This window comes from Rhodococcoides fascians A44A (genome assembly GCF_000760735.1).
Classification (GTDB): Bacteria; Actinomycetota; Actinomycetes; order Mycobacteriales; family Mycobacteriaceae; genus Rhodococcoides; species Rhodococcoides fascians_E.
Genome location: NZ_JMEX01000005.1, coordinates 769,241 through 792,983, shown reverse-complemented (window position 1 = coordinate 792,983; position 23,743 = coordinate 769,241). Strand labels below are relative to the sequence as shown.

The window sequence follows — 23,743 nt, the reverse complement described above, 5'->3', positions numbered from 1 at the left end:
GCATTTCTGGTTGACGTTCTTCGGGTTCCACGGCACGTTCCTGGTGCAGCACTGGCTCGGGAACGAGGGTATGCCGCGTCGGTACGCCGATTACCTGGCGTCGGACGGGTTCACCACACTCAACATCATTTCCACGATCGGGGCGTTCGTGCTCGGTGCGTCGACGTTGCCGTTCGTGTGGAATGTCTTCAAGTCCTACCGGTACGGCGAAGTGGTCACCGTCGACGATCCGTGGGGATACGGCAACTCGTTGGAATGGGCGACCTCCTGCCCGCCGCCGCGGCACAACTTCACCGAACTGCCCCGGATCCGTTCCGAGCGTCCCGCGTTCGAACTGCACTACCCGCACATGGTCGAACGCCTCCGCGCCGAAGCCCACGTCGGACCAGGCAGCCATGGCGGACACACCACCGAAGTCCTCGAACAGGCACGTCGCGCACCTATCGCGACGAGCGACCACGAAGGATCCGGCGACCACGACCCCAAGTAAACATCCAGTCAGTCGGCAAGAGCCCCTCCCGGAACTCGGGCGGGGCTCTTCGCTTGCGACAATCTGATCAGTGAAGCAGCAAGAATGGCGACGCACCACCGAGGTCAGCGTCGTCGCGAAGGGAGAATCGGTGCCTGACAGAGGTTTCGCTACCGAGGACATCGCTGTACTCGTCACCGTCACCGGGCCCGACAAACCTGGCGTCACCTCGGTTCTGTTCGCGGCGCTCTCGCGTCACGAGGTGAGCCTCCTCGATGTGGAGCAGGTGGTCATCCGCGGCCGTCTGACTCTCGGCGTCCTGCTGTCGTGCCCACGCGATCCCGAGGCACTGCAGGACGAGCTGGAGGAGGCCATGTCCACCGTCGGCGTCCACGTCGACGTCGAGATCGGTGCCGACCCGGTGGGCAGTCGGAGTCTCGCGACTCACGTCGTCGTCGTCCTCGGCCGTCCGGTCACCGCTCGGGCCTTCAGCAGCATCTCGCGCGAGCTCGCGAGACAGGGTGCCAACATCGACTCCATTCGTGGAGTCGCCGACTATCCGGTCACGGGTCTCGAACTCGACGTCACGGCCACCAACACGTCGCCCGACGCCGACCGTCAACTCAGAAAAGGTCTGTCCGAGGTCGCGGCGGGCGTCGGTGTCGACGTGGCCGTCGAACGAGCAGGCATCGCGCGCCGCTCCAAGCGACTCATCGTCTTCGACGTCGACTCGACGCTGGTTCAGGGCGAAGTGATCGAGATGCTGGCCGCCAAAGCCGGACGTGAGGCCGAGGTTCGAGCGGTCACCGAATCCGCCATGCGCGGCGAGATCGATTTCACCGAGTCGCTGCACCAACGCGTGCAGGCATTGGCCGGACTCGACGCGTCCGTCATCGAAGACGTCGCCGACGAACTCGAGCTGACGGCGGGTGCCCGCACGACCATTCGTACGCTGCGTCGTCTCGGGTACGCCTGCGGCGTCGTCTCTGGTGGTTTCCGTCAGGTCATCGAGGGACTCGCTCACGAGCTGGAATTGGATTTCGTCAAGGCGAACACACTCGAGATCGTCGACGGCAAACTGACCGGGCGTGTGGTCGGCGAGATCGTCGACCGAGCTGCCAAAGCGACAGCGTTGCGCGAGTTCGCGGCCCAGGCCGGTGTTCCGATGGAACAGACGGTGGCCGTCGGAGACGGAGCGAACGACATCGACATGCTGACAGCCGCGGGTCTCGGAGTGGCGTTCAACGCGAAGCCTGCGTTGCGCGAGATCGCGGACACCGCGATCTCGCACCCGTACCTCGACGCGGTCCTGTTCATGTTGGGCGTGACACGTAGTGAAATCGAAGCTGCGGACGCCGTCGACGGCGGCGTCAGGCGAGTCCCGATCCTGTGAGCGACATCCCGGAAACCCCGGTGCCCGGCGCCGGGCCGATGGAGGCGACCGCCGAGAGTTCGCTCAGCACGTTCGCCGAGCGGCATGCGGTGCTGGCCCGGGGCTACGGCGGTCGTGCCGATCCGGAGGATCCCGCGGACGTGCTGGCGATGGCCGTTGTTCTGCACATCCCCAAGGCGGATCCGCCGCCGCGCAGCAGTCTGCTGGAAGCCGCCGCGGCCGCGGCCGTCGCGGTGTGTCTGGACGAACGTGTCGGATCCGGCGGCGAGTGGGAGGACCGCTTCCTCGCGTGGACCGGGTCGAGAATCCGCAAGGTCGCCAGGCGCGCGCGGGGTGCGCACTGGACCGCTGCGCAGGACGTTCCCGGACTGACCGTCGACGTCGGCGGCGCGCACGCCCGCGCTTTCGTTCCCGGCAGGGTGGGTGATCTGGATCCTCGCGTGAAGCGTCTGCAGATCGGCGGCACCGATGTCGCGCACGATGATGCGGGTGCACCGACACCGGGAGTACCGGTGCTGTGGATAGATCCAGCCCTCGAGATGACGGTGGGGAAAGCCGCCGCCCAGGTCGGACACGCGTCGATGTTGCTCGCGGGCGCGATGACTCCGGAGCAGTGCCAGGACTGGGCGCACACCGGGTTCGCCTGTTCCGTGCGTGACGCCGACGAGCAGCAGTGGCGCCGAGCGCGTGCGCTGGTCGAGGCAGGTCAGGCCGTGGCCGTGCGGGATGCGGGGTTCACCGAGGTGGCGCCCGGCTCGATGACGGTAGTCGCGGCAATCCGACCGTAGTCTCCACGGACCCGACGATCACGCCGCCGTACAGCGTCCACGTCCGGTCGGAGGGGTCCACTGCCTGAAAACTGGATGTTTCGGCAAGCGCCAGATCAGAACGACACTGGGTGAATGAGAAGGACGAAGCTCGACACACCGGTGCCGCCGCGCGCACGCAGAGAACTGACGATCCGACTGGTTGCCCTCTACGTCGGACTGTGGCTCTACGGAGCGTCCATGGCGTTGATGGTGACGGCCGGTCTCGGCCTCGATCCGTGGGATGTGTTCCATCAAGGAGTCAGCCGGCACGTGCCGTTGAGCTTCGGCGCGATCACCGCACTGACCGGCGCCGTCGTTCTGCTCCTGTGGATTCCGTTGCGCCAGAAGCCCGGACTGGGGACCGTCAGCAACGTCGTGGTCATTGCGATCGCGGTGGACGCCACGCTGCACTGGCTCCCGGAGGTAGGGAACATGGCCGTCCGCATCGCGCTGTTGGTGACCGGAATCGTCGTGAACGCCTTCGCGACTGCGCTGTACATCGGTGCGGGCATGGGGCCGGGTCCGCGCGACGGGTTGATGACGGGACTCGTCGCGCGAACCGGACTGTCCGTGCGACTGATTCGCACGTGCATCGAGTTGGCGGTGGTGGCAACGGGGTGGCTCCTGGGCGGCACTGTCGGGGTCGGGACCCTGCTGTACGCGTTCGGAATCGGACCCCTCGTTCAACTGTTCATGACTTACCTGCCGTCGCTGCGGAACACGAGCACACCCGGTCCGGTCAGCGAGATCGCCGATCCGGCTTCGACGGACGCCGCGTCGGTCGGAATTCCGCGTGGTTCGGCCGAATCGAACACCGGCGCGAATCGTCGGGCAGCCCACGACGGGCAGGCCAGTGAGATCTCCGTCGGACCACCGGAGTGCACGATCAGCAGTGAGCTGTCGTCGTCGACGCGCACGCCGTCCGGCTCGTAGGACCGGACGTCGCCGCCGTCGACCCACGCCTGGATGGTGCGGACGGAGTCGTCGTTCCACTGTTCGGTCGTCAACTCGCTGCCGTGTCCGTCGAACCAGACCAGGTCCGGTCGGCCCGACGGGGTGTCCCGTCCGAAGAAGAATTCCTGCTGCCGGAGCGACGGTGCGCTTCGTCGGATGCGCAGCAGGCGTGAGACGAACGCGACGAGATCGGAATCGACGTTCGACCAGTCGATCGCCCACGCGTCCTCGGCTGGTGCGTCCTCGGCGATGCAGTACGCGTTGTTGTTGCCGAACTGCGTGTGTCCCAGTTCGTCTCCGGCGAGCAGCATCGGCGTTCCGGTGGACAGTGCAAGGGTGGCGAGCAGCGCGCGTACGTGGCGGGCTCGAGCACCGGTGACGGCCGGGTCGTCCGTCGGTCCTTCGACGCCGTGGTCGACCGAGATGTTGTTGTCGGTCCCGTCGCGGTTCTCCTCGCCGTTGGCCTCGTTGTGCTTGCGCGAGTACGACACGAGGTCCCGGGCGGTGAAGCCGTCGTGGGCGGTGACGAAATTGATCGATGCCCAGGGCTTTCGGCTGCCACCGCCGTAGATGTCCTCGGATCCGGCGAGCCGTGACGCGAGCTCGCGCACACCGATCTGTTCCGCCCAGAATCGGCGGATCGTGTCGCGATAGCGGTCGTTCCATTCGGACCACATCGGGCCGAATCCACCCACTTGATAGCCGGCTCCCGTTGCATCCCACGGCTCGGCGATGAGCTTGACTCGTGAGAGAACCGGATCGGTCGTGATGGCTGTGAGGAGGGGTGCGCGGGAATCGAATCGCCACCCTCCCGGCCGGCCCAGCGTGCTGGCGAGATCGAATCGGAAGCCGTCGACTCCCATGACCTCGGTCCAGTACCGCAGGCTGTCGCAGACCATGCGCACCACGGCGGGCGACGCGGAGTCGAGTGTGTTGCCGCACCCGGTGATGTCGACGTCGTAACCGCGACCGTCCAGCAGGTAGTAACCCGGCGCGTCGAGTCCGCGCCAGCTGATCGACGGCCCGGACACCGACGACTCGCACGTGTGGTTGTAGACGACGTCGAGCACGACTTCGATTCCGGCGCTGTGCAGTACGTCGACCATCGTCTTGAACTCGGTCACCTCGGCGCCGGGTTCGGACGCGAAACGTGGATCGGGCGCGAAGAACGCACCCGTCGAATATCCCCAGTGATTACGCATTCCCCGTGCCCGCACGTCGGGTTCGGTCGACATCGCCTGCACCGGAAGAAGTTCCACCGTTGTCACGCCGAGTGTGGTCAGGTGTCGGAGTACCGCGGGTGCCGTGAGGCCCAGGTACGTCCCTCGGTGCTGCGCGGGTACGTCCGGATGCCTGGCGGTGTAGGCGCCGACGTGGAGCTCGTACAGCACGGTTCGATCCCAGGGAACGGACGGCCGGACGACCTCGCGCAGGACGGCCGGGTCGGTGACGACCGACAACGGCATGTGCCCGAGCGAATCGACTGTGCTCGGTTGCCCGAACGGCTCGTCGTCGTAGGGGAGAAGGGCATGCGCGTCGCCCAGCTGCCCGGCGATCTGCCGGCCCGCGGGGTCGAGAAGAATCTTCCGGCCGTTGAAGCGTCGCCCGCCCGCCGGGTCCCACGGACCGTGCGCTCGGAACCCGTATCTGGTGCCGGGGGTCACGCCGGGGACGAAACCGTGCCGAATCCCGAAGGTCTTCTCCCGAAGTTCGACGCGCCGTTCGGAGCCGTCGGGATCGACAAGGCATACCTCGACGCCGTCGGCCTCGGGCGAGTGGACCGCGAATTGCGTACCACTTACCGACGCAGTAGCTCCCAACGGAAACGGAGAGCCCGGAGGAGAGGACTCCTCGCGGGAGGCGGGACGATCGTCGGTGTGATCAATGAAGGGCGACACGCTTCGAGATCCTGCCGTGTGTGGGGGATGGATGTGCGACAAGATAGATCACGTGTCTGAACCGGATCCCGATTTGCTCATCGATTTCAACGACGTACTCATCAGGCGAGGTGGGGTGACGCTGGTCGGCCCGGTCACCTGGCAGGTGGAACTCGACGAACGATGGGTGGTGCTCGGACCCAACGGGGCGGGCAAGACCTCCCTGATGCGGATCGCAGCCGCCGAGGTGCATCCGACGTCGGGCACCGCACACGTCCTCGGTGAAGTGATGGGGAAGGCCAACGTCGCTGATCTCAAGACGCGCATCGGACTGTCGTCGTCGGCTCTCGCTCATCGCATCCCTGCCGACGAGACGGTGAGCGATCTGGTCGTGTCCGCCGGATACAGCGTGCTGGGACGGTGGCGTGAACGGTACGACGACATGGACACCGAGCGCGCGGTGGACATGCTGGAGAGTCTCGGAGCCGAACATCTGTCGCAGCGGACGTACGGAACGTTGTCCGAAGGCGAACGCAAGCGCGTGTTGATCGCCCGTGCGTTGATGACCGACCCCGAACTCCTTCTGCTCGACGAGCCCGCCGCGGGTCTCGACCTGGGCGGCCGCGAGGAACTCGTCGCGCGACTGGCGGATCTCGCCGCCGATCCCGACGCACCGGCCACCGTTCTGATCACCCACCACGTCGAGGAGATTCCCCCGGGCTTCAGTCACGCACTGCTGCTGAAGGAAGGTGGTGTGGTGGCGCAGGGGCTCGTCGACGACGTGATCACCGCCGAGAACCTGACGGAGGCATTCAGCCAGTCGATCACTCTCGATCGGGTCGACGGGCGTTTCTTCGCTCGGCGGACACGGGCTGCCGGGCAGCACCGCCGGTGACACGTCCGACAATCGGACGTTGTAGTTTCCGAGGATGACTCCGACCGAAGTTGTGCCCGCCCGGGACGCGTCGACCGTGATCCTCGTCCGCGATGCCACGGCCGGAATCGAGGTGTTCCTCCTCGAGCGCGTGTCCGGCATGGCGTTCGCGGGCGGCATGACGGTGTTTCCCGGCGGCGGCGTCGACGCGTCCGACGGTGACGCCGACCTGGCCTGGGCAGGGCCCGATGCCTCGTGGTGGGCAAGCAGGCTGGGCGTCGACGAACGCAGAGCTGCGTCACTCGTCTGCGCGGCGGCCCGCGAGACGTTCGAGGAATGCGGAGTGCTGCTCGCCGGTCCGACACCCGACTCGGTTGTGCGTGACACCTCCGTCTACGCCGACGACCGGGCGGCACTCGAACGGCACGAACTCACCTTCGCAGCCTTCCTCGAGCGCCACGGTCTGGTCCTGCGGACCGACCTGCTGCGACCGTGGTCCAACTGGATCACGCCGAACGGCGAGGCGCGCCGCTACGACACCCACTTCTTCGTCGCGGTCACGCCCGAAGGGCAGATCGCCGACGGTGACACGCGCGAGGCCGCGTCGGTCGGGTGGCGGTCACTCGAATCGGCCCTGGACGACTGGCGCGGCGGACGGACGATTCTGCTTCCCCCCACGTGGAGTCAACTGGCCGGGTTGTCGGCCTTCGACTCGGTGTCCGACGTCCTTGCCGCGGAACCGGTCATCACTCCCATCCAGCCGAACCTCTACCACGTCGACGGGGAACTGCGGGTCGAGTTTCCCGACCACGAGGCCTACTACGCGGGCAGTGCGCACCCGTGGTCGGGGAGATGACACCGGGCACCCGGTAGCGTGTGCGGACATGGCTGAGTTCGTGAATCTCGAGGTATCCGACGGTATCGGCACCATCCGCTTGGACCGACCACCGATGAACGCGTTGAACCGTCAGGTGCAAGAGGAGATCAGGGCCGCCGCGCGTGCCGCGACGATCGATTCATCGGTCAAGGCTGTCATCGTCTACGGCGGCGAGAAGGTCTTCGCCGCCGGTGCGGACATCAAGGAAATGGTGGAGTTGTCGCCTGCGCAGATGACCGACATCATCGGGGATCTGCAGTCCGCACTCGGGTCGGTGTCCGAGATCCCCAAACCCGTCGTCGCGGCGATCACGGGTTACGCACTCGGAGGTGGCCTCGAGGTCGCGTTGAGCGCCGACCGGCGAATTGCGGGCGACAATGCGAAACTCGGTGTGCCGGAAGTGCTTCTCGGCGTCATCCCCGGCGGCGGCGGTACCCAGCGGTTGGCACGGCTCGTGGGTCCGAGCAAGGCCAAGGATCTGGTCTTCACCGGTCGATTCGTCGGAGCCGAGGAAGCGCTCCGCATCGGACTGGTCGACGAGGTCGTCGCCCCGGACGAGGTGTACAACGCCGCGAGAAAATGGGCGTCGCAGTTCACCAAGGGTGCTTCGCGGGCGCTGGCTGCGGCCAAGGCGTCGATCGATCAGGGCCTCGACACGGATCTGCACACGGGCCTGAAGATCGAAGCTCAGCAGTTCGCCGCTCTGTTCGCGACGAAGGATCGGACCATCGGCATGGAGTCGTTCATCGCCAACGGACCGGGCAAGGCCGACTTCACCGGCGAGTGACCGCCTGACCACGAAACTGGAACTTGTTCATTTCCTACCGGATAGTAGGCTGCCCTCATGACTGCAAGCCCTCACGACGGTTCGTCCGACACCAAGGCGGCCGGCGCTGATTCCAGCCTCCACGTCGTACCGGACCCCGCGCCCAACCCGCACGCCACGGCGGAGCAGGTGGAGGCCGCGCGGAGCGACACCAAGCTCGCCCAGGTCCTCTACCACGACTGGGAGGCCGAGACGTACGACGACAAGTGGTCCATCTCGTACGACGAGCGCTGCATCGACTACGCCCGCGGACGGTTCGATCAAGCGGTCGGCTCCGCTCCCGACGCGCAGGACGCGCTGCCGTACGGTCGCGCACTCGAACTGGGGTGTGGGACCGGGTTCTTCCTGCTGAACCTCATGCAGGCGGGTATCGCGAAGAAGGGTTCGGTCACGGACCTGTCGCCGGGCATGGTCAAGGTGGCACTGCGCAACGCCGAGCACCTGAACCTCGACGTCGACGGCCGTGTCGCGGACGCGGAGACCATCCCGTACGAGGACAACACGTTCGATCTCGTCGTCGGACACGCCGTGCTGCACCATATTCCGGACGTGGAGCAGTCGCTCCGCGAGGTACTCCGCGTGCTCAAGCCCGGGGGCCGCTTCGTGTTCGCCGGCGAGCCGACGACGGTCGGAAACTTCTACGCTCGGTGGTTGGGCCGCGCTACGTGGGAAACCACCACGCGAATCACGAAACTGCCGTTCCTGGAGAGCTGGCGCAAGCCGCAGGAGGAACTCGACGAGTCCTCGCGGGCCGCGGCTCTCGAAGCCGTCGTCGACCTGCACACGTTCGATCCGAGCGATCTCGAGAACATCGCGGCGAGCGCGGGTGCCGTCGACGTCGAGGCGCGAACGGAAGAGTTCGCCGCAGCGCTGCTCGGCTGGCCGGTCCGAACGTTCGAAGCAGCAGTTCCCGCCGAGAAGCTGGGATGGAACTGGGCCAAGTTCGCGTTCGGCGGCTGGAAGACACTCAGCTGGGTCGACGAGAACGTGCTCAAGCACGTCGTGCCGCGTGGATTCTTCTACAACGTGATGATCACCGGTGTGAAGCCGTCCTGACCGTTCGCACTCGCTGAACGTATCGGCACTGTCATGAGCTACACCTTCACCGACGCCGACATCGACTACCTCACCGGTGATGTCGGCGTCGGTGCGCTCGACTGGATGTCCGGCCGGGCGCTGACCAGGCAATCCATGCTCGCGGACGTCACCGCGGCACGCAGCAGGTTCGGCGAGAACTCCGCCGTGCTCGTCGAGACCACCACCGTGCGGCGCAAGGCGTCGGGCAAGCTCGACGGTGCCGAGTCATGGCTGCTGACCGACGACGCCGTGCAGCAGGCGACGCCGACGATCGTGGCGCGGCGCCGTGCCGAGCGGCTCGCGGGCCGCGACGTGCACGACGTCACCTGCTCGATCGGCACCGAACTGGACTCGTTGGTCCGTACCGCACGGACCGTGCTGGGAAGCGACCTCGACCCGGTGCGGTTGCGCATGGCACGTCACAACGTTCCGGCGGCGTCGGTCGTTCGCGCCGACGCACTCGTCCCCGTGTCCCGCGGCACCGTCGTGCTCGCCGACCCCGGGCGACGTTCCGGAGGCAGACGCACCCATGACCCTGCGGCTCTGCAGCCGCCGCTACCGGACCTGATCGAGACGTACTCCGGCCGCGATCTCGTCGTCAAGTGCGCTCCCGGTTTGGATTTCGACTCACTCGGGTGGGCCGGTGAAGTCGAACTGGTGTCGCTCGACGGCGGGGTCAAGGAAGCGTGCCTGTGGTCCGACGGCCTGTCCACGACGTCGATCACACGGCGCGCGTCGGTACTGAGTTCCGACGGATCCGCCTACGAGATCACCGATTCCGAGCCCGACGACATCGACTCCGCCGAACCCGGGGAGTGGTTGATCGACCCCGACGGAGCCATCGTCCGCGCAGGTCTCGTTCGTCACTACGGGGCTCGGCACGGGTTGTGGCAACTCGATCCCCGCATCGCATACCTGACCGGCAACGCGGTGCCCGAGGGCGTGAACGGATTCCGCATCCTCGACCGGATCAAGTACTCGGAGAAATCGTTGCGGCAGGCCCTTGCCGCGCACGGATGCGGATCGGTGGAGATCCTGGTGCGTGGCGTGGACGTCGACCCCGCAGTGCTACGGCCCCGACTGAAGCTGAAGGGGGACACAGCACTGTCGGTGATCATCACGCGGATCGGCCGGTCCGGTGTGGCGTTCGTCTGCCAGGCTCGTCGCCCGGGCAGGACCGATCAGGACGTGAAGGTGAAGATCTCGCCGAGGTAGGTCGACGTGACCACCTGGCCGTCCGGCCCGATCGACGTACCGACCGTGGAGCCGGAGGCGCCGTCGAGCACCTGCTCGGACACCGTCTCCCCGCTCGCCGAGTCCAGCGCAACGAGTACTACGTCGTCACCGCGGCCGACGACCGTGACGATGCGGCCGTCGGCGGTGCTCACCGGAGTACCCAACTGCTGCAGATCATCTCGCGACCACGAGACACTCGCGCTGGTGCCGTCGTCGCGGATGGAGCGCACCGACCCCTCGCCGCCCGACGGGACGATCGAACCGTCGCCCGCGACCGATGGTGTGTTGCTCGCACCGAATCCGGCTCCGAACGTCCACCGCTGCGCACCGTTCGAGGCGTCGAACGCGGACACCCGGCCGTCGACGTCGGCGAGATAGATCGTCGAGCCGTCCTCCGACAGAACAGGACTCGACGACACTCCGGCCGGGAGCAGTTCCGACGACCAACGCTCCGTGATCGACGGTGTCGCCTCCGCGTCGTAGTGCAGCGAGATCAACTGCGGTGCAACGGCACCCGAACGCCACAGAACGAGATAGATGTTCGACGCATCCAGGTCCACGGCAGGCGTGGCCGCCACCGCGCACTCGGCGGAACCCGACGCGCACGCATCGAGACCGGTTGCAGGCGGAAGAAAATCGGCGCCGGGCTCGGCCAGGAAGTCGGGAGGGTCGATCAGATCGTGGATCGGCACGACGGACTTGCCGGTCTGGGTGTCCAGGACATTGATCTGACCGAACTGCGTCACAGCCAGAACGCTGCCGTCACCGAGGAACTGCGCAGAACGTGGAACGCCGTTGGTGGGAGTGCGCCAACGCAATTGACCGTGCTCGTTGAACGACGAGAACCCACCGTCGTCGCCGACGTACACATTGGCCACGGAATCGACCAGAGGTGTCTCGGTGCCCACGGACGGCCCCACACGGTTGCACCAACGCTTACGGCCCGACTCGATCTCGAACGAGAAGAGATTGCACCCGGCCTCACCGAACGTCGAGACGAACATCTGACCGCTCGCCGCGATCGACACCGGCGACGACGTCGTCGCCCCCAGCGGCCGCGACCACGCGAACCGAACGTCCGACAGTCCGACATGCTCGGTGGAGCTGCTGTTCCGGGAGTCACCGTGCACGACAGGCCACCCGTCGGGCGCGAAGGCGTCGATTGCCTCGCCGCCCCCGCCGCACGCCGCGGCGGTCAGGGCTGCAACGGTCGCCAGCGACACCACGCGAGCCACACCAGCTCTACCGCCAAGCACCTTGTTACTTCTCCTCGACCGTGTCCGACGCACATGATTCAAGGACAGAGACTATCCCGGCCACCGTCGCGATGGCCAAAGCGGTCCACACCGATCGTCCCGCAGGCTCCACTCGTGCCCTATCGGGTCGTTCCGCAAGCTCCACTCCTGCCGTCCCCGGGTCGTTCCGCAAGCTCCACTCCTGCCCTCCCGGGTCATTCCGCAGGCTCCACTCCTGCCGTCCCCGGGTCGTTCCGCAAGCTCCACTCCTGCCGTCCCCGGGTCGTTCCGAGTCACCCTGCAGTGCCGCTAGGGTGGACGGCTATGACGAGCATGTGGAACGCGCCGCTGCGTTCACGCTGGCGGGGATCCCGACGACGCGACGAGGATCAGGCCAGGTTCCTCACCCGCGATTCGCTCCGCTGGGTGCTGAAGAACAAGGCCTACACACCGTGGTACCTCGTTCGGTACTACCGGCTCGCTCGGTTCAAGGCTGCCAATCCTCATGTCGTGCTTCGGGGAATGGTGTTCCTGGGCAAGAACGTCGAGATCCATTCGACTCCCGAGTTGTCCCGGCTGGAGATCGGGCGATGGGTACACATCGGCGACGGCAATGCCATTCGCTGCCACGAAGGATCGCTGCGGATCGGCGACAAAGTGGTCTTCGGCAAGGACAACGTCGTCAACACCTACCTCGACATCGAGATCGGTGCGTCGACGCTCGTTGCGGACTGGTGCTACATCTGCGATTTCGACCATCGGATGGAAGACGTCACCACACCGATCAAGGACCAGGGGATCGTCAAGGGACCGGTCCGGATCGGTCCCGACACCTGGATCGCCGCCAAGGTGACGGTTCTACGCGAGACCAGCGTCGGCCGCGGATGTGTGCTCGGTGCACACGCCGTCGTCAAAGGTGTCGTACCGGATTACAGCATCGCCGTCGGCGCACCGGCCAAGGTGGTCCGCAACCGCAAGGCCGACTGGGAAGCCGGTGCTGCCGAGCGCGCGAAATACATCGCTGCGCTCGAGGACATCGAACGCAAGAAAGCACTCAGGGCGGCGGAAGCTGCGCGCGGCGACTCAACTGCGCTCGGGTAGAGCGCGTTCGACGATTGTGGGCCGCGCGAGCGGATACCGCACCTTCCGTTTCGCGGCCAGATAGACCTGGGCGGTGGCTTCCGCGACGTGCTTCCAGTCGAAGTCGACGGTCAACCGCTCGCGGGCAGCGTGCGCACGCTCCTGAGCTGCATCGACGTTGTCGAGAACGCGCCGAACCCCAGCGGCGAGGCCTGCGACGTCGGACGGCTCGAAGGACAGACCGGTCACGCCGTCGACGATCGCTTCACCCAGCCCGCCGGCAGTCGACGCCACCAGCGGGGTTCCCGCTGCGGCGGCTTCGAGAGCGATGATGCCGAAGGGCTCGTAGCGGCTGGGTAGGACGATCGCGTCGGCTCCATGGAGCCAGGACAGCAGTTCCGTGTGGTCGAGCGATCCGAGGAACGAGACTGCGCGGGTCACCCGATGCGTCCGGGCGAGCTCCGCCAGCCACGCGAACTGCGTTCCCTCGCCTGCGATGTGCAGCGTGGTGCCGGGATGGCTCCGACGGATGCGCGGCATGGCGGCGATGACGTCCTGTATGCCCTTCTCGTATTCGAGACGGCCGACGTACAGCAGTGTGGCGGGTTCCTGGCGAGGCTGGCGAGGACGGAAGTTCCACGTGCGGATGTCGATGCCGTTCCTGATGACCGACACCGCCGAGTCGCGAATCCCGAACAGTCGAGTGACCTCGTCCTTCATCGACGCCGAACAGGTGATGACCGCGTCGGAATCGTTGGCCAGCCACCATTCGATGGAATGCACCTGACGATTGATCGTGCCGGAGATCCAGCCACTGTGCCTGCCCGCCTCGGTGGCGTGGATCGTCGAGACGAGGGGGACGTCGAAGTGTTCGGCGAGCGCGATGGAAGGGTGCGCCACCAGCCAGTCGTGCGCGTGGACCACGTCGGGTTGCCAGCCGTCGCCAAGGCCCGGTTTGCCGAGTGCGATTCCGGCGCGAACCATCGCGTGTCCCATGGCAAGGGTCCACGCCAGCATGTCCTCGCCGAAGACGAAGTGTGCGGGATCCTCGGCCACCGCGACCACCAGGACGCCGTCGTCGATGCGATGGTGCGTGGGATGGGTCGACGCATCGGTGCCCGTCGGGCGGCGCGCCAGAACGACGACTTCGTGCCCGGCGGAGACGAGCTCGGTAGCCAGATGATGGACGTGTCGGCCCAGCCCTCCGACGACGACCGGCGGGTACTCCCACGAGACCATCAGAATCTTCACTTCAGTGCTCCCCTCCGAGCTCCCGATCCGTGCTGCAGGTTCTTCGGGTCGTACTTTCCTGCCACTCGACGAGCGTCGAGCGCCGGGAACAGCCCATCTGCCTGGTTCCACCCGCGTGCGAGCCGCTCCGCGTCGTCGTGACGACCACCGCGGACCGCGTCCGCGATCTCCCGGAGAGCGTGGGCGTGAACATGCGCGCGCTGACGCGCATATCCGGCCGCCGTGTCCTTGCTGACCATGAACGCCCAGTCACTGGCAACCGTGTTGAGTGTCTCACGCAGAATCTGGTCGTTCACCCTGTTGCGCAATTCGGGCATGCCCGATCGCTGCCCGTCCATCGTGCGCTGACCGTCGAGTGCGCTCAGTGCTGCCTCGACCACCTCGGCGTTCAGTGCAACCAGATCGCGTACGGCGTCTCCGTTCCACACGCGCCAGTCCTTGCCCGACCCCCACGAGGACTCGGTCAACTGGACCGGTGCGCCGACGAATCCCTTGGTGCGAGCGTCGTCCAGGGTTCCGACGTCGATCCCGGCTTCCGGCAGGGCTCGCAGGACGCGTTCGAGCCACACCGGGCCCTCGAACCACCAGTGGCCGAACAGTTCCGTGTCGAACGCCGCCACGACGAGTGCGGGTCGACCGATGCGATCGGACTCGGAGCGGAGCCTGCGCCTGACCGTGTCGACGAAATCCGCGACGTGGATGTCGATCGCGGCGGACGCGGCGGCTGGATCGTAGGGCTCTTTGTCGGCCGAGTCGACGGTTCGCCCGGTGACACGGGCGTGCTTGAGCCCGGTCGCATGGTCGTAGGTGTGGAAGTCGCGGTACGAGGCGTGCCCGGGGTAACCGGATTTCGGCGACCACACGCGATAGCTGACCTCGAGATCGCGCCCGAACGCGACGACGTCGGATTCTCGCACCGGTCGCCCGAGCGTCGTGTCGCCTCGCAGGGATGGGCCGTCGACCATGAAATGGGTGACCCCTGCGTCTGCGTATCCGACTTCCATCCCCGGTGCGTACGCACACTCTGGTGCCCAGATGCCGGTGGGCCGTGTGCCCCACCGCCTCGCCGCGTCGGAAAGCCCCTCGGACAGCGAGAATTCGCGCAGTCTCGGATCGAGCAGCGGTTGGAAGGGGTGGGCGAGGGGACCGCCGAGCAGTTCGACCGTTCCTGCGTCGACGAGTGTGCGAACGACCGGTGATCCGCCGTGCCGCCATTTCGTTTCGAATGTGTCGAGTGCCCGTGCAGCGCTTCTGTGTTCGCGGATCGACATCGCGCGATCGGTTGCCTCGTGTGCGCGCAGCTGCCAGTTTCCGAGCCAATGATGCATCCCCGCAAGGCAATGCGGGTCGTCGAGTTGAGCGGCGAGCACCGGCGTGATTCCGAGCGAGAGCAGGTTGGTACGTCCCTCGTCGGCGAGCGTCGAGAGCATGTCCGTCAGCGGCAGATAGGAGTCCGCCCACGATTGGTACAACCACTCCTCGCCGACCGGCCATCGGCCGTGATTGGCGAGCCAGGGCAGGTGCGAGTGCAGAACCAGAGCGAACATGCCCGGTTCGGTCACCTTCGGTGAAGGTGTGCTCACCCGCTCACCGCAGCTCCGCCGTGAGGCTTGATCGCGACGGCGACCAGGTCGAGGCTCCCGTCCATGTCCGTCGGGTGGATGTCGAAATCTGCCGTGGTGATCGATGCGACATCGGCCGAGAGGGCTGCCGGCCAGGGCTCCCCGGCGAGTGCGCGCTCGATCTGAGCGTCGATGAACGACCCTCCGTGTTTGGAGTCGAGATCGCGCAGCGTGGACCCGTGATGAACACCGGTCATCACGTCGACGGTGAAACCGGCCTGTTCCAGCAGCTCCGACAACTCGTCGGCGTTCAGCTCGCGCGTGTGGAACGGATTCAACGGAGTGTCTCGCCCCGGGGAGAACGTGATGCGATTCGGTGTACTGACGAGCAACTCTCCACCCGGGCGGAGGACCCGGAAGCACTCGTCGAGGAACTGCCCCTGATCCCACAGATGCTCGATCACCTGGAAGTTGACGACCACGTCCACCGAGTCGTCGCGAAGGGGCAGCTGCGCCAGATTGCCGCGGAGCATGCGGACTCCGCGATACCGATCGTGCACGTGAGCGGCGGCGCCTGCGTCGTAGTCCACGCCGGTGACCGACTCGGCAACGGCGTCGATCATGTTGGCGCCGTACCCTTCTCCCGATCCCGCCTCGAGGACGACGCGGTGCCGGCACCGCCCCAGCAGGTGCTCGTACACGACCTCGTGTCGGCGGAACCAGTAGTTCTCCTCCGCGATGCCAGGAACCGTGCGCTCGCCGGTGAGGGGGAGCGGTGCGTCCGCGTTGGCTGTCGATGATTCGCTCACCGACGAGAGGGTAGTGCCTAGGTACGGAGAAGAACCATCGGCAGTGGCGTCCGATCAGGAGGGGGCGGATGTATTGTCGGATCGGAAATGCGGTAAGTTACCCACCAGTAACTAAACATGGGGTAATCTACGGCAGGGCCTAGAACAGCAAGAACCCATAAGGCACGACCCGATTCACCCTACGAATCAGCGGAACATGACCAGGAGGTCGACGCAGACCCATGACGAACATCGTTGTTTTGATCAAGCAGGTTCCCGACACGTGGTCCGAGCGCAAACTCACCGACGGTGACTACACGCTCGACCGCGAGGCAGCCGACGCCGTTCTCGACGAGATCAACGAGCGCGCCGTCGAAGAAGCCCTGCTCATCAAGGAATCACAGGGCGGCGAGGTGAAGGTGCTGTCCGCAGGCCCCGACCGCGCCACCGATGCCATCCGCAAGGCTCTGTCCATGGGTGCCGACAGCGCCGTGCACCTCAACGACCCGTCGCTCCACGGGTCCGACGCCATCCAGACTGCGTACGCGCTTGCAGCTGCGCTCGGAAACGTCGCGTTCGAGAACGACGAGCCCGCCGATCTGATCATCGCGGGTAACGAGGCCACCGACGGCCGTACGGGCGCTGTACCGGCGATCATCGCCGAGTACCTCCAGATTCCCGCTCTCACCCAGCTCCGCAAGCTGACCGTCGCCGACGGCACCGTGTCGGGCGAGCGCGAGACGGACGAGGGCATCTTCGGCCTCGAGGCAGCACTGCCGGCCATCGTCAGCGTCACCGAGAAGATCAACGAGCCGCGCTTCCCGTCCTTCAAGGGCATCATGGCCGCGAAGAAGAAGACGGTGCAGACCATCACGCTCGCCGAGATCGGCGTCGAAGACGGCATCGTCGGCGTGGAGAACGCAGGAACGACCGTCACGTCGTCCACCCCCAAGCCTCCCAAGACTGCAGGCGAGCGGGTCACCGACGAGGGCGACGGCGGCGACAAGATCGCCACCTACCTCGTAGGCCAGAAGATCATCTGATCCCGCCGACGTAACGCCGCGCAGACCACTTAAGGAGAGCAAGTCATGGCAGAAGTACTCGTGCTCGTGGAGCACGTCGAGGGAACCCTCAAGAAGGTCAGCACCGAGCTGATCACCGCGGCCCGTGCACTCGGCGAGCCGTCGGCAGTCGTCACCGGTCCCGCCGGTACCACCGACAAGCTGGCCGACGCATTGACCGAGGCAGGCGCGGAGAAGATCTACGCCGCAGAGTCCGACGACATCGACGGCTTCATCATCACCCCCAAGGTCGACGTACTCTCGGCACTCGCCGAGTCCGTCTCGCCCGCCGCGATCATCACCGCAGCCAGCATCGAAGGCAAGGAAGTCGCGGGACGCCTCGCGGCGCGCCTGGGCTCCGGGCTGCACAACGACGTCATCGCCGTGAACGGCGACGGCAGTGCCACCTACTCGATCTTCGGTGGCGCGTTCACCGTCGAGGCGAAGGCCAACGGAGACGTCCCCGTCATCTCGTTGCGTCCGGGTGCCGTGGAAGCCGAGCCGAAGGCAGGCGCGGGTAGCCGCGAAACCGTCGAGGTACCGGCACAGGAAGACGGCGTCGTCAAGGTCACCTCGCGTGACCCGATCGTCGGAGGCGACCGCCCGGAACTCACCGAAGCGACCGTCGTCGTGTCCGGTGGCCGTGGCGTCGGCAGCGCGGACAAGTTCAACGTCGTCGAGGACCTGGCCGATTCGCTCGGCGCGGCCGTCGGTGCGTCGCGTGCAGCGGTGGATTCCGGTTACTACCCGGGTCAGTTCCAGGTGGGTCAGACCGGTAAGACGGTCTCCCCGCAGCTCTACATCGCACTCGGCATCTCCGGCGCCATCCAGCACCGCGCCGGAATGCAGACCTCGAAGACCATCGTCGCAGTCAACAAGGACGAAGAAGCACCCATCTTCGAGATCGCCGACTACGGCATCGTGGGCGACCTGTTCAACGTCGCACCTCAGCTCACCGAAGCGGTGAAGAAGCACAAGGGCTGATCTCGCCCGGACAGACGACACGCCCCCGCCTCCCCGTTTCGGGGGGTGGGGGCGTTTCTGTCGTTCACGCAACGTGTTCGGACACGTTACCCACCTGATGCGCTGACGTGGCCGCGGCTCGTTAGACAACTTGCATGACCACTTCAGTCATGAACTCGCGTGCATCGTCCGTGCCCGAGACGGCCACGAAGGGCCGAGCCGCCGCCGACCGCTATTCGCTCGTCCTGTCCACCGACCGAGATCATCGCGACGCCGCTCAGAAACTCCGCTACGACGTGTTCGCGTCCGAACCCGGATACGACATCCCCCGAGATCCCAGCGGCCGCGACGCCGACCGCTTCGACGAATTCTGCGACCATCTTCTCGTCCGCGACAACACAACCGACGACTTCGTCGGTTGCTACCGCATGCTCACTCCCGACGCCGCCATCGCAGCCGGGGGTTACTACACCGCAACGGAATTCGATCTCACAGCCCTGAATCCGTCCGCATCCTCGGTAGTCGAGATGGGACGCGCCGTCGTGCGGCCCGAGCATCGATCCGGCTCCGTCCTCGGACTCATGTGGGCTGGAATCCTGCACTACCTCGAAGTGACCGGCCTCGAATGGGTCATGGGATGCGTATCGGTACCCATGCAGGCGTCCGCCGACGACGTTCCGGGGGCGAACGTCCGAGGCGTCCGCGACTTCCTGCTGGACAAGCATGGATCGGCACCCGACCGCCGCGTGATCCCACGTAACCCCGTCGTGGTCGACGGCCGCGGTCTCGACGAGATCGTGGCCCCTGCTCGCACATCGATCCCTCCGCTGCTTCGCGGATACCTGCGACTGAACGCGGTGGTGTGCGGAGAACCGTCGCACGACCCCGACTTCGGTGTCGCGGATTTCGTCGCACTGCTCGGGCTGAGCGATGCCAACACTCGGTACCTGGACCGGTTGAGGAGCGCGGCCAACACCTACGAGACGAGGGGACAGGGATGACCGCGTCGAACATCGTCGACTCGTCCGGCCGCGCGGCCGAATCGGCCGTGACGGAACAGGTGGTGGATCATGCGTGGATGCCGTCCAGCCCGTGCGGAGACGGCTGCATCGCGCGCGGGAGCGCAACCGTGGGTTCGGTGGTGGTCGCACTGCGCATTCTGGTCGCGCTGTTCGCGGTCGCGCTACTTCCGGTACTGATCGCCGTCGGTGTGGTCTCACCCCGACTGCGCAGGCGCGTCACTCGATTCGGTGCGCGGATGTTGCTGTTCGCCGTCGGTATCGGGCTCTGCGTCCACGACCCGCGGTCGGATCGGGAACGCTCCCGTACCGAACACGGCGCGCTCGTCGTGGCCGGACACATTTCCTGGACGGACGTACTGGTCCTGACGGCACTGCGACCGGCGACGTTCGTCGCCCGCGGCGACCTGATCGAGTGGCCGGTACTGGGCCTGTTGGCCAGGGCAATGAAGGTGCTTCCCATTCACCGGCAGAAACTGCGTGCGCTCCCGGGGACCGTCGACCAGGTTGCGGACAGGCTGCGTGGCGGTGGAACGGTCGTGGTGTTCCCGGAAGCGACGACCTGGTGCGGACAGGCGTACGGCTCGTTCCGGCCTGCGATGTTCCAGGCCGCGATCGACACCGAGACCTGGGTGCAGCCGGTCCGGCTCGCGTACGTAGACGGAAATTCTGCTCGTACGACGGCGACGTGCTTCGTCGGCGACGAGACCATCGGTCAGTCGATCGGCCGGATCCTGCGGCTGAAAGGAGTCGTCGCGCGCGTGGAACTGACCGCTCCCGAGGCGCCGGGCTCCGATCGTCGGGATCTCGCGAGGCGGTGCGAGGCGGCGGCGCGATCCGGCGATCGGCTCGACCCGACCGTGCACGATGTCGTCACCCTCGACGTCGTCCGAGCCCCGGAGCGCCCCGCGCACCGCTGAGCAGGAACCTCGGCTGGACGGGTGTCGCGGCTGGGCAGGTGTGACGGGGGCAGGTGTCACGGGTGGGGGGTGTCACGGGTGCGAGGGTCACCGGTGATCACCGGCTATCCTGGACGCGTTATGCCTTCTGCCCGCAGTTCGGCTGCTGCCCCCCGCGCGAGTGCACCCGTGTACCTCGATCATGCTGCGACGACGCCCATGTCCCGCGCGTCCATCGAAGCGATGACGGCAGTGTTCGCCACCGTCGGGAATGCGTCCTCGCTGCACGGATCCGGCAGGGCCGCCCGCCGGAGGGTCGAGGAGTCGAGGGAATCGATCGCCGAACACCTCGGAGCGCGCCCGTCCGAGGTGATCTTCACCTCAGGGGGAACGGAGAGCGACAACCTCGCGGTGAAGGGGATCTTCGCGGCTCGCCGTGATGCGGATCCGTCGAAGACCAGAATCATCGCCAGCGCCGTCGAGCATCATGCGGTCCTCGACGCAGTCGAGTGGCTCGCTGACCACGAGGGCGCAGAGGTCACCTGGCTCGAGGTCGATTCTCGGGGCCGAGTCCACCCGGACACCCTCCGTGCGGAGCTGGCCGTCGGGGCGGATCGGACTGCGTTGGTGACCATCATGTGGGCGAACAACGAAGTCGGCACGATCATGCCGATTGCCGAGCTGTCCGCGATCGCTCGGGAGTACGACGTGCCGATGCACAGCGACGCGATTCAGGCCATCCCGCACCTGCGCGTCGATTTCGGCGCCAGCGGCCTGTCCGCCATGAGTGTCGCTGCGCACAAGTTCGGCGGACCTCAGGGCGTCGGTGCCCTGCTGCTGGGACGCACGACGGCGTGTGTCCCGCTGTTGCACGGAGGCGGCCACGAGCGTGACGTCCGATCCGGTACGCACGACACCGCGTCGGTCGTCGCGATGGCCGCGGCGCTCGAGGACACCGTCGCCCACCTCGACACCCGTCATGCGAATGCGGAGCGGTTGCGCGAGAAGATGGTCAGGGGCGTGCGTGCGATCGATCCGGAGGTGATCGTCAACGGCCCGATCGACGATCGACGGCTACCGGGTATCGCCCACTTCACCTTCCCCGGCTGCGAGGGAGATTCCCTGCTGATGCTGCTGGATGCGGCGGGCATAGAATGTTCGACGGGGTCCGCCTGCACCGCCGGTGTGGCCAGCGCCAGTCACGTGTTGATCGCGATGGGCGCGGATCCGTCGATCGCCCGTGGATCGCTGCGTTTCTCGCTCGGACCGGAATCGACCGACAACGACGTGGACGCACTGCTGGCAGCGTTGCCGCAAGTAATCGAACGAGCCCGCGCAGCGGGATTGGCGAGCGTAGGAGCTCGGGGAGGACAGCGCTGATGCGTGTACTGGCTGCAATGAGCGGCGGAGTGGATTCGGCAGTGGCGGCTGCCCGCGCAGTCGACGAGGGCCATGACGTCGTCGGCGTCCATCTCGCACTGTCGACCGAGCCCGGGACCTTGCGCACCGGTTCCCGCGGTTGCTGCTCCAAGGAAGACGCCGGGGATGCGCGCCGAGCCGCGGACGTGCTGGGGATCCCGTTCTACGTGTGGGACTTCGCCGACCGATTCAAGGAAGACGTCATCGACGACTTCGTCGAGTCGTACGCTGCGGGCGAGACGCCCAATCCGTGCCTGCGGTGCAACGAGAAGATCAAGTTCTCCGCGCTCGCCGACCGTGCGCTCGCCCTCGGATTCGACGCCGTGGCCACGGGGCACTACGCCCAGCTGCACGACGGCGTGTTGCGCCGTGCCGTCGACGCCGACAAGGACCAGTCCTACGTGTTGGCGGTTCTGACGCACAATCAGCTTTCCCGGGCGATGTTCCCCATCGGGGACACCCCCAAGTCCGAGATCCGCGAGGAAGCCGCGGCACGCGGACTCGCGGTGGCGGACAAGCCGGACAGTCACGACATCTGCTTCATCCCGTCGGGTGACACGCGTGCGTTCCTCGGCGCGAAGATCGGTATCCGTCCCGGCAAGGTCGTCGACGCTGACACGGGGGCGGAACTGGCGGACCACGAGGGTGTGCACGGCTTCACGATCGGTCAACGCAAGGGGCTCGGCGTGTCCGGGCCTGCCGCGGATGGAAAGCCTCGGTACGTCACCGCTATCGAGCCGGACAGCGGCAACGTCATCGTCGGGTCCGCTACTCGCCTCGACGTGTGGGGAATCACCGGCGACCGTGCGATCTGGACGGATGGTGTCGCACCCACGGGGCCGATCGAATGTGTCGTGCAGGTTCGCGCGCACGGTGGGCTCACCGAAGCAGTTGCGGAAGCAACCGCCGACGGTGGAGTGGACATTCAGCTTCGCAGTGCACTGACCGGAGTGGCGAAGGGACAAGCGGCTGTGTTGTATCGCCGCGACGTCCAGGGCGACATCGTCATCGGCAGTTCCACCATTGCCGGCACTCGTTCCGAGAGCGAGTGAGCGCCAGCGTCTTCGGGGCGCTGGCGACGGGCATCGGGTCGTGGCCCGGCACCGACGTTCGAGAGGCGTCCTCGATCGTTCTCGGTGAGCTGCCTGCACTGCCGCACATCGTCGAGCTACCGGCTCGTGGACTCGGTGCGGACACCATCGGCAGGACAGGCGCGTTGATGGTGGACATCGAACTCGACGTGCGCACGTCGGGTTACCGCGTGTCGCAGCGCAAGTCTCTGACGGGTCGCCGCGCCGAAGATCTGTTGCACGAGGATCTCGACGTTCTCGAAGAACTCTGGGAGACGGGTGGCTTCGCCGCGACCCATCACGTGTTGAAGGTGCAGGCTGCAGGTCCGTTCACGATGGCGGCCCAGGTCGAGCTGCGCAGTGCGCACCGAGTGTTGACCGACCGGGGCGCGGTTCGCGACTTCGCGGGTTCGTTGACCGAGGGCTTGCGGCAGCAGTGCGCCGAGCTTCGGTCACGGCTGGGTGTCGATGTCGTGGTGCAACTCGACGAGCCGAGTTTGCCTGCAGTTCTTGCTGGTTCGCTGTCGGGGGTGACCAGACTCGATCCGGTGCGGGCCGTACCGGAGCCCGAGGCGTTGGATCTGATCGACTCCGTGCTGCGCGGGGTCGGAGTGCCTACCGCCGTGCATTGTTGCGGTGCGGACGTGCCGTTGGACCTGCTGCGCCGAAGCGCCGCGGAGGCCGCTGCACTCGACGTGGCGCAGCTCGGCGCACGTGACCTCGACGGCATCGGAGAGTTTCTTCAGGCGGGCAAGACGATCATGCTCGGCCTCGTGCCTGCGGTGCGGCCGGAGAAGGTGCCGACGTGGCGTGAGGTCGCGGCACCCGCGGTGACACTCGTCGACCGGCTCGGATTTCCGCGGTCCGTTCTGTCGACTCAGGTGTCGGTCACTCCCGCGTGTGGGTTGGCCGGGGCGACGCCGGAGTGGGCCAGGCAGGCGCTCGAACTGGCGGGCAATGTCGCGGACGCCTTTCAGGACGCACCCGACTCGCTCTAGCAGCGT

General features: G+C 66.5%; 21 protein-coding genes and 1 pseudogene. 17 read left to right on the top strand and 5 right to left on the bottom strand.

The features are described 5' to 3' along the window. The 4 genes and pseudogenes from BH95_RS29435 to yczE form a co-directional block, all read left to right on the top strand. On the top strand, nt 1-490 hold a 490-nt coding region (locus BH95_RS29435; RefSeq protein ID WP_244164846.1), incomplete at its 5' end, for a cbb3-type cytochrome c oxidase subunit I. Between the two features lie 130 nt (nt 491-620). Beyond that, on the top strand, nt 621-1,862 hold the full coding sequence (serB, locus tag BH95_RS07495) for a phosphoserine phosphatase SerB (protein ID WP_051127719.1): 1,242 nt from the start codon (nt 621-623) through the stop codon (nt 1,860-1,862). After that, the gene (locus BH95_RS07490; protein WP_020110360.1) at nt 1,859-2,650 is read left to right on the top strand and encodes an aminoacyl-tRNA hydrolase; all 792 of its coding nucleotides are present in this window, start codon (nt 1,859-1,861) and stop codon (nt 2,648-2,650) included. Before serB ends, BH95_RS07490 begins: the two co-directional genes overlap by 4 nt. 114 nt (nt 2,651-2,764) lie before the next feature. Continuing rightward, nucleotides 2,765-3,358: pseudogene (gene yczE, locus BH95_RS30065) on the top strand (membrane protein YczE); the annotation flags it as partial. A gap of 11 nt (nt 3,359-3,369) precedes the next feature. Here yczE and glgX read toward each other — a convergent pair. Continuing rightward, nucleotides 3,370-5,523 carry a glycogen debranching protein GlgX gene (glgX, locus tag BH95_RS07480; protein WP_037181503.1) on the bottom strand — a complete coding sequence of 718 codons (2,154 nt, stop codon included), beginning with the start codon at nt 5,521-5,523 and terminating at the stop codon, nt 3,370-3,372. 31 nt (nt 5,524-5,554) lie between these two features. On the opposite strand from glgX, the gene BH95_RS07475 reads away from it, so the two are divergent. Genes BH95_RS07475 through BH95_RS07455 form a run of 5 tightly spaced genes read left to right on the top strand, consistent with a single transcriptional unit; the run spans nt 5,555 to nt 10,371 of the window. Next, complete coding sequence (locus BH95_RS07475; protein WP_020110358.1) at nt 5,555-6,397, top strand: ABC transporter ATP-binding protein; 843 nt, start codon at nt 5,555-5,557, stop codon at nt 6,395-6,397. Between the two features lie 34 nt (nt 6,398-6,431). Continuing rightward, on the top strand, nt 6,432-7,232 hold the full coding sequence (locus BH95_RS07470) for an NUDIX hydrolase (protein WP_019664345.1): 801 nt from the start codon (nt 6,432-6,434) through the stop codon (nt 7,230-7,232). Between the two features lie 28 nt (nt 7,233-7,260). Beyond that, nucleotides 7,261-8,040: an enoyl-CoA hydratase/isomerase family protein gene (locus tag BH95_RS07465; protein WP_019664344.1), complete on the top strand. Its 780-nt coding sequence runs from the start codon at nt 7,261-7,263 to the stop codon at nt 8,038-8,040. A gap of 57 nt (nt 8,041-8,097) precedes the next feature. Further along, nucleotides 8,098-9,135, top strand: a complete 1,038-nt coding sequence (locus BH95_RS07460) for a class I SAM-dependent methyltransferase (protein WP_019664343.1) — start codon at nt 8,098-8,100, stop codon at nt 9,133-9,135. Nucleotides 9,136-9,168: 33 nt separating this feature from the next. Next, nucleotides 9,169-10,371: a THUMP-like domain-containing protein gene (locus BH95_RS07455; protein ID WP_037181502.1), complete on the top strand. Its 1,203-nt coding sequence runs from the start codon at nt 9,169-9,171 to the stop codon at nt 10,369-10,371. Here the strand turns inward: BH95_RS07455 and BH95_RS07450 are convergent. Then, on the bottom strand, nt 10,338-11,648 hold the full coding sequence (locus tag BH95_RS07450; protein ID WP_230594063.1) for an outer membrane protein assembly factor BamB family protein: 1,311 nt from the start codon (nt 11,646-11,648) through the stop codon (nt 10,338-10,340). The genes BH95_RS07455 and BH95_RS07450 overlap by 34 nt on opposite strands. 303 nt (nt 11,649-11,951) lie before the next feature. Between BH95_RS07450 and BH95_RS07445 the strand changes: the two genes are divergently transcribed. Beyond that, nucleotides 11,952-12,728, top strand: coding sequence for an acyltransferase (locus tag BH95_RS07445; RefSeq protein ID WP_037181501.1), 777 nt, complete (start codon nt 11,952-11,954; stop codon nt 12,726-12,728). Here the strand turns inward: BH95_RS07445 and BH95_RS07440 are convergent. The 3 genes from BH95_RS07440 to BH95_RS07430 are packed head-to-tail and all read right to left on the bottom strand — an operon-like array spanning nt 12,711 to nt 16,329. After that, nucleotides 12,711-13,958, bottom strand: coding sequence for a glycosyltransferase family 4 protein (locus tag BH95_RS07440; protein WP_019664339.1), 1,248 nt, complete (start codon nt 13,956-13,958; stop codon nt 12,711-12,713). The two genes, BH95_RS07445 and BH95_RS07440, sit on opposite strands and share 18 nt — an antisense overlap. Next, nucleotides 13,955-15,505: a 1,4-alpha-glucan branching protein domain-containing protein gene (locus BH95_RS07435; protein ID WP_176458852.1), complete on the bottom strand. Its 1,551-nt coding sequence runs from the start codon at nt 15,503-15,505 to the stop codon at nt 13,955-13,957. Before BH95_RS07435 ends, BH95_RS07440 begins: the two co-directional genes overlap by 4 nt. Before the next feature lie 32 nt (nt 15,506-15,537). Continuing rightward, the gene (locus BH95_RS07430) at nt 15,538-16,329 is read right to left on the bottom strand and encodes a class I SAM-dependent methyltransferase (RefSeq protein ID WP_019664337.1); all 792 of its coding nucleotides are present in this window, start codon (nt 16,327-16,329) and stop codon (nt 15,538-15,540) included. Between the two features lie 221 nt (nt 16,330-16,550). On the opposite strand from BH95_RS07430, the gene BH95_RS07425 reads away from it, so the two are divergent. From BH95_RS07425 to BH95_RS07395, 7 genes are all read left to right on the top strand, one after another. Further along, complete coding sequence (locus BH95_RS07425) at nt 16,551-17,351, top strand: electron transfer flavoprotein subunit beta/FixA family protein (RefSeq protein ID WP_019664336.1); 801 nt, start codon at nt 16,551-16,553, stop codon at nt 17,349-17,351. A 45-nt stretch (nt 17,352-17,396) separates the two neighbouring features. Then, a complete protein-coding gene (locus BH95_RS07420; RefSeq protein ID WP_019664335.1) occupies nt 17,397-18,353 on the top strand; it encodes an electron transfer flavoprotein subunit alpha/FixB family protein in 957 nt (318 codons plus the stop codon). A gap of 149 nt (nt 18,354-18,502) precedes the next feature. Then, nucleotides 18,503-19,333, top strand: coding sequence for a GNAT family N-acetyltransferase (locus tag BH95_RS07415; protein ID WP_019664334.1), 831 nt, complete (start codon nt 18,503-18,505; stop codon nt 19,331-19,333). Beyond that, nucleotides 19,330-20,271: a lysophospholipid acyltransferase family protein gene (locus BH95_RS07410; RefSeq protein WP_019664333.1), complete on the top strand. Its 942-nt coding sequence runs from the start codon at nt 19,330-19,332 to the stop codon at nt 20,269-20,271. Before BH95_RS07415 ends, BH95_RS07410 begins: the two co-directional genes overlap by 4 nt. A gap of 120 nt (nt 20,272-20,391) precedes the next feature. Further along, on the top strand, nt 20,392-21,630 hold the full coding sequence (locus BH95_RS07405; RefSeq protein WP_027498573.1) for a cysteine desulfurase family protein: 1,239 nt from the start codon (nt 20,392-20,394) through the stop codon (nt 21,628-21,630). Continuing rightward, complete coding sequence (gene mnmA, locus BH95_RS07400) at nt 21,630-22,721, top strand: tRNA 2-thiouridine(34) synthase MnmA (RefSeq protein ID WP_019664331.1); 1,092 nt, start codon at nt 21,630-21,632, stop codon at nt 22,719-22,721. Before BH95_RS07405 ends, mnmA begins: the two co-directional genes overlap by 1 nt. Further along, nucleotides 22,718-23,737 carry a methionine synthase gene (locus BH95_RS07395; RefSeq protein ID WP_019664330.1) on the top strand — a complete coding sequence of 340 codons (1,020 nt, stop codon included), beginning with the start codon at nt 22,718-22,720 and terminating at the stop codon, nt 23,735-23,737. The genes mnmA and BH95_RS07395 overlap by 4 nt, the downstream gene beginning before the upstream one ends. Nucleotides 23,738-23,743 lie beyond the last annotated feature (6 nt).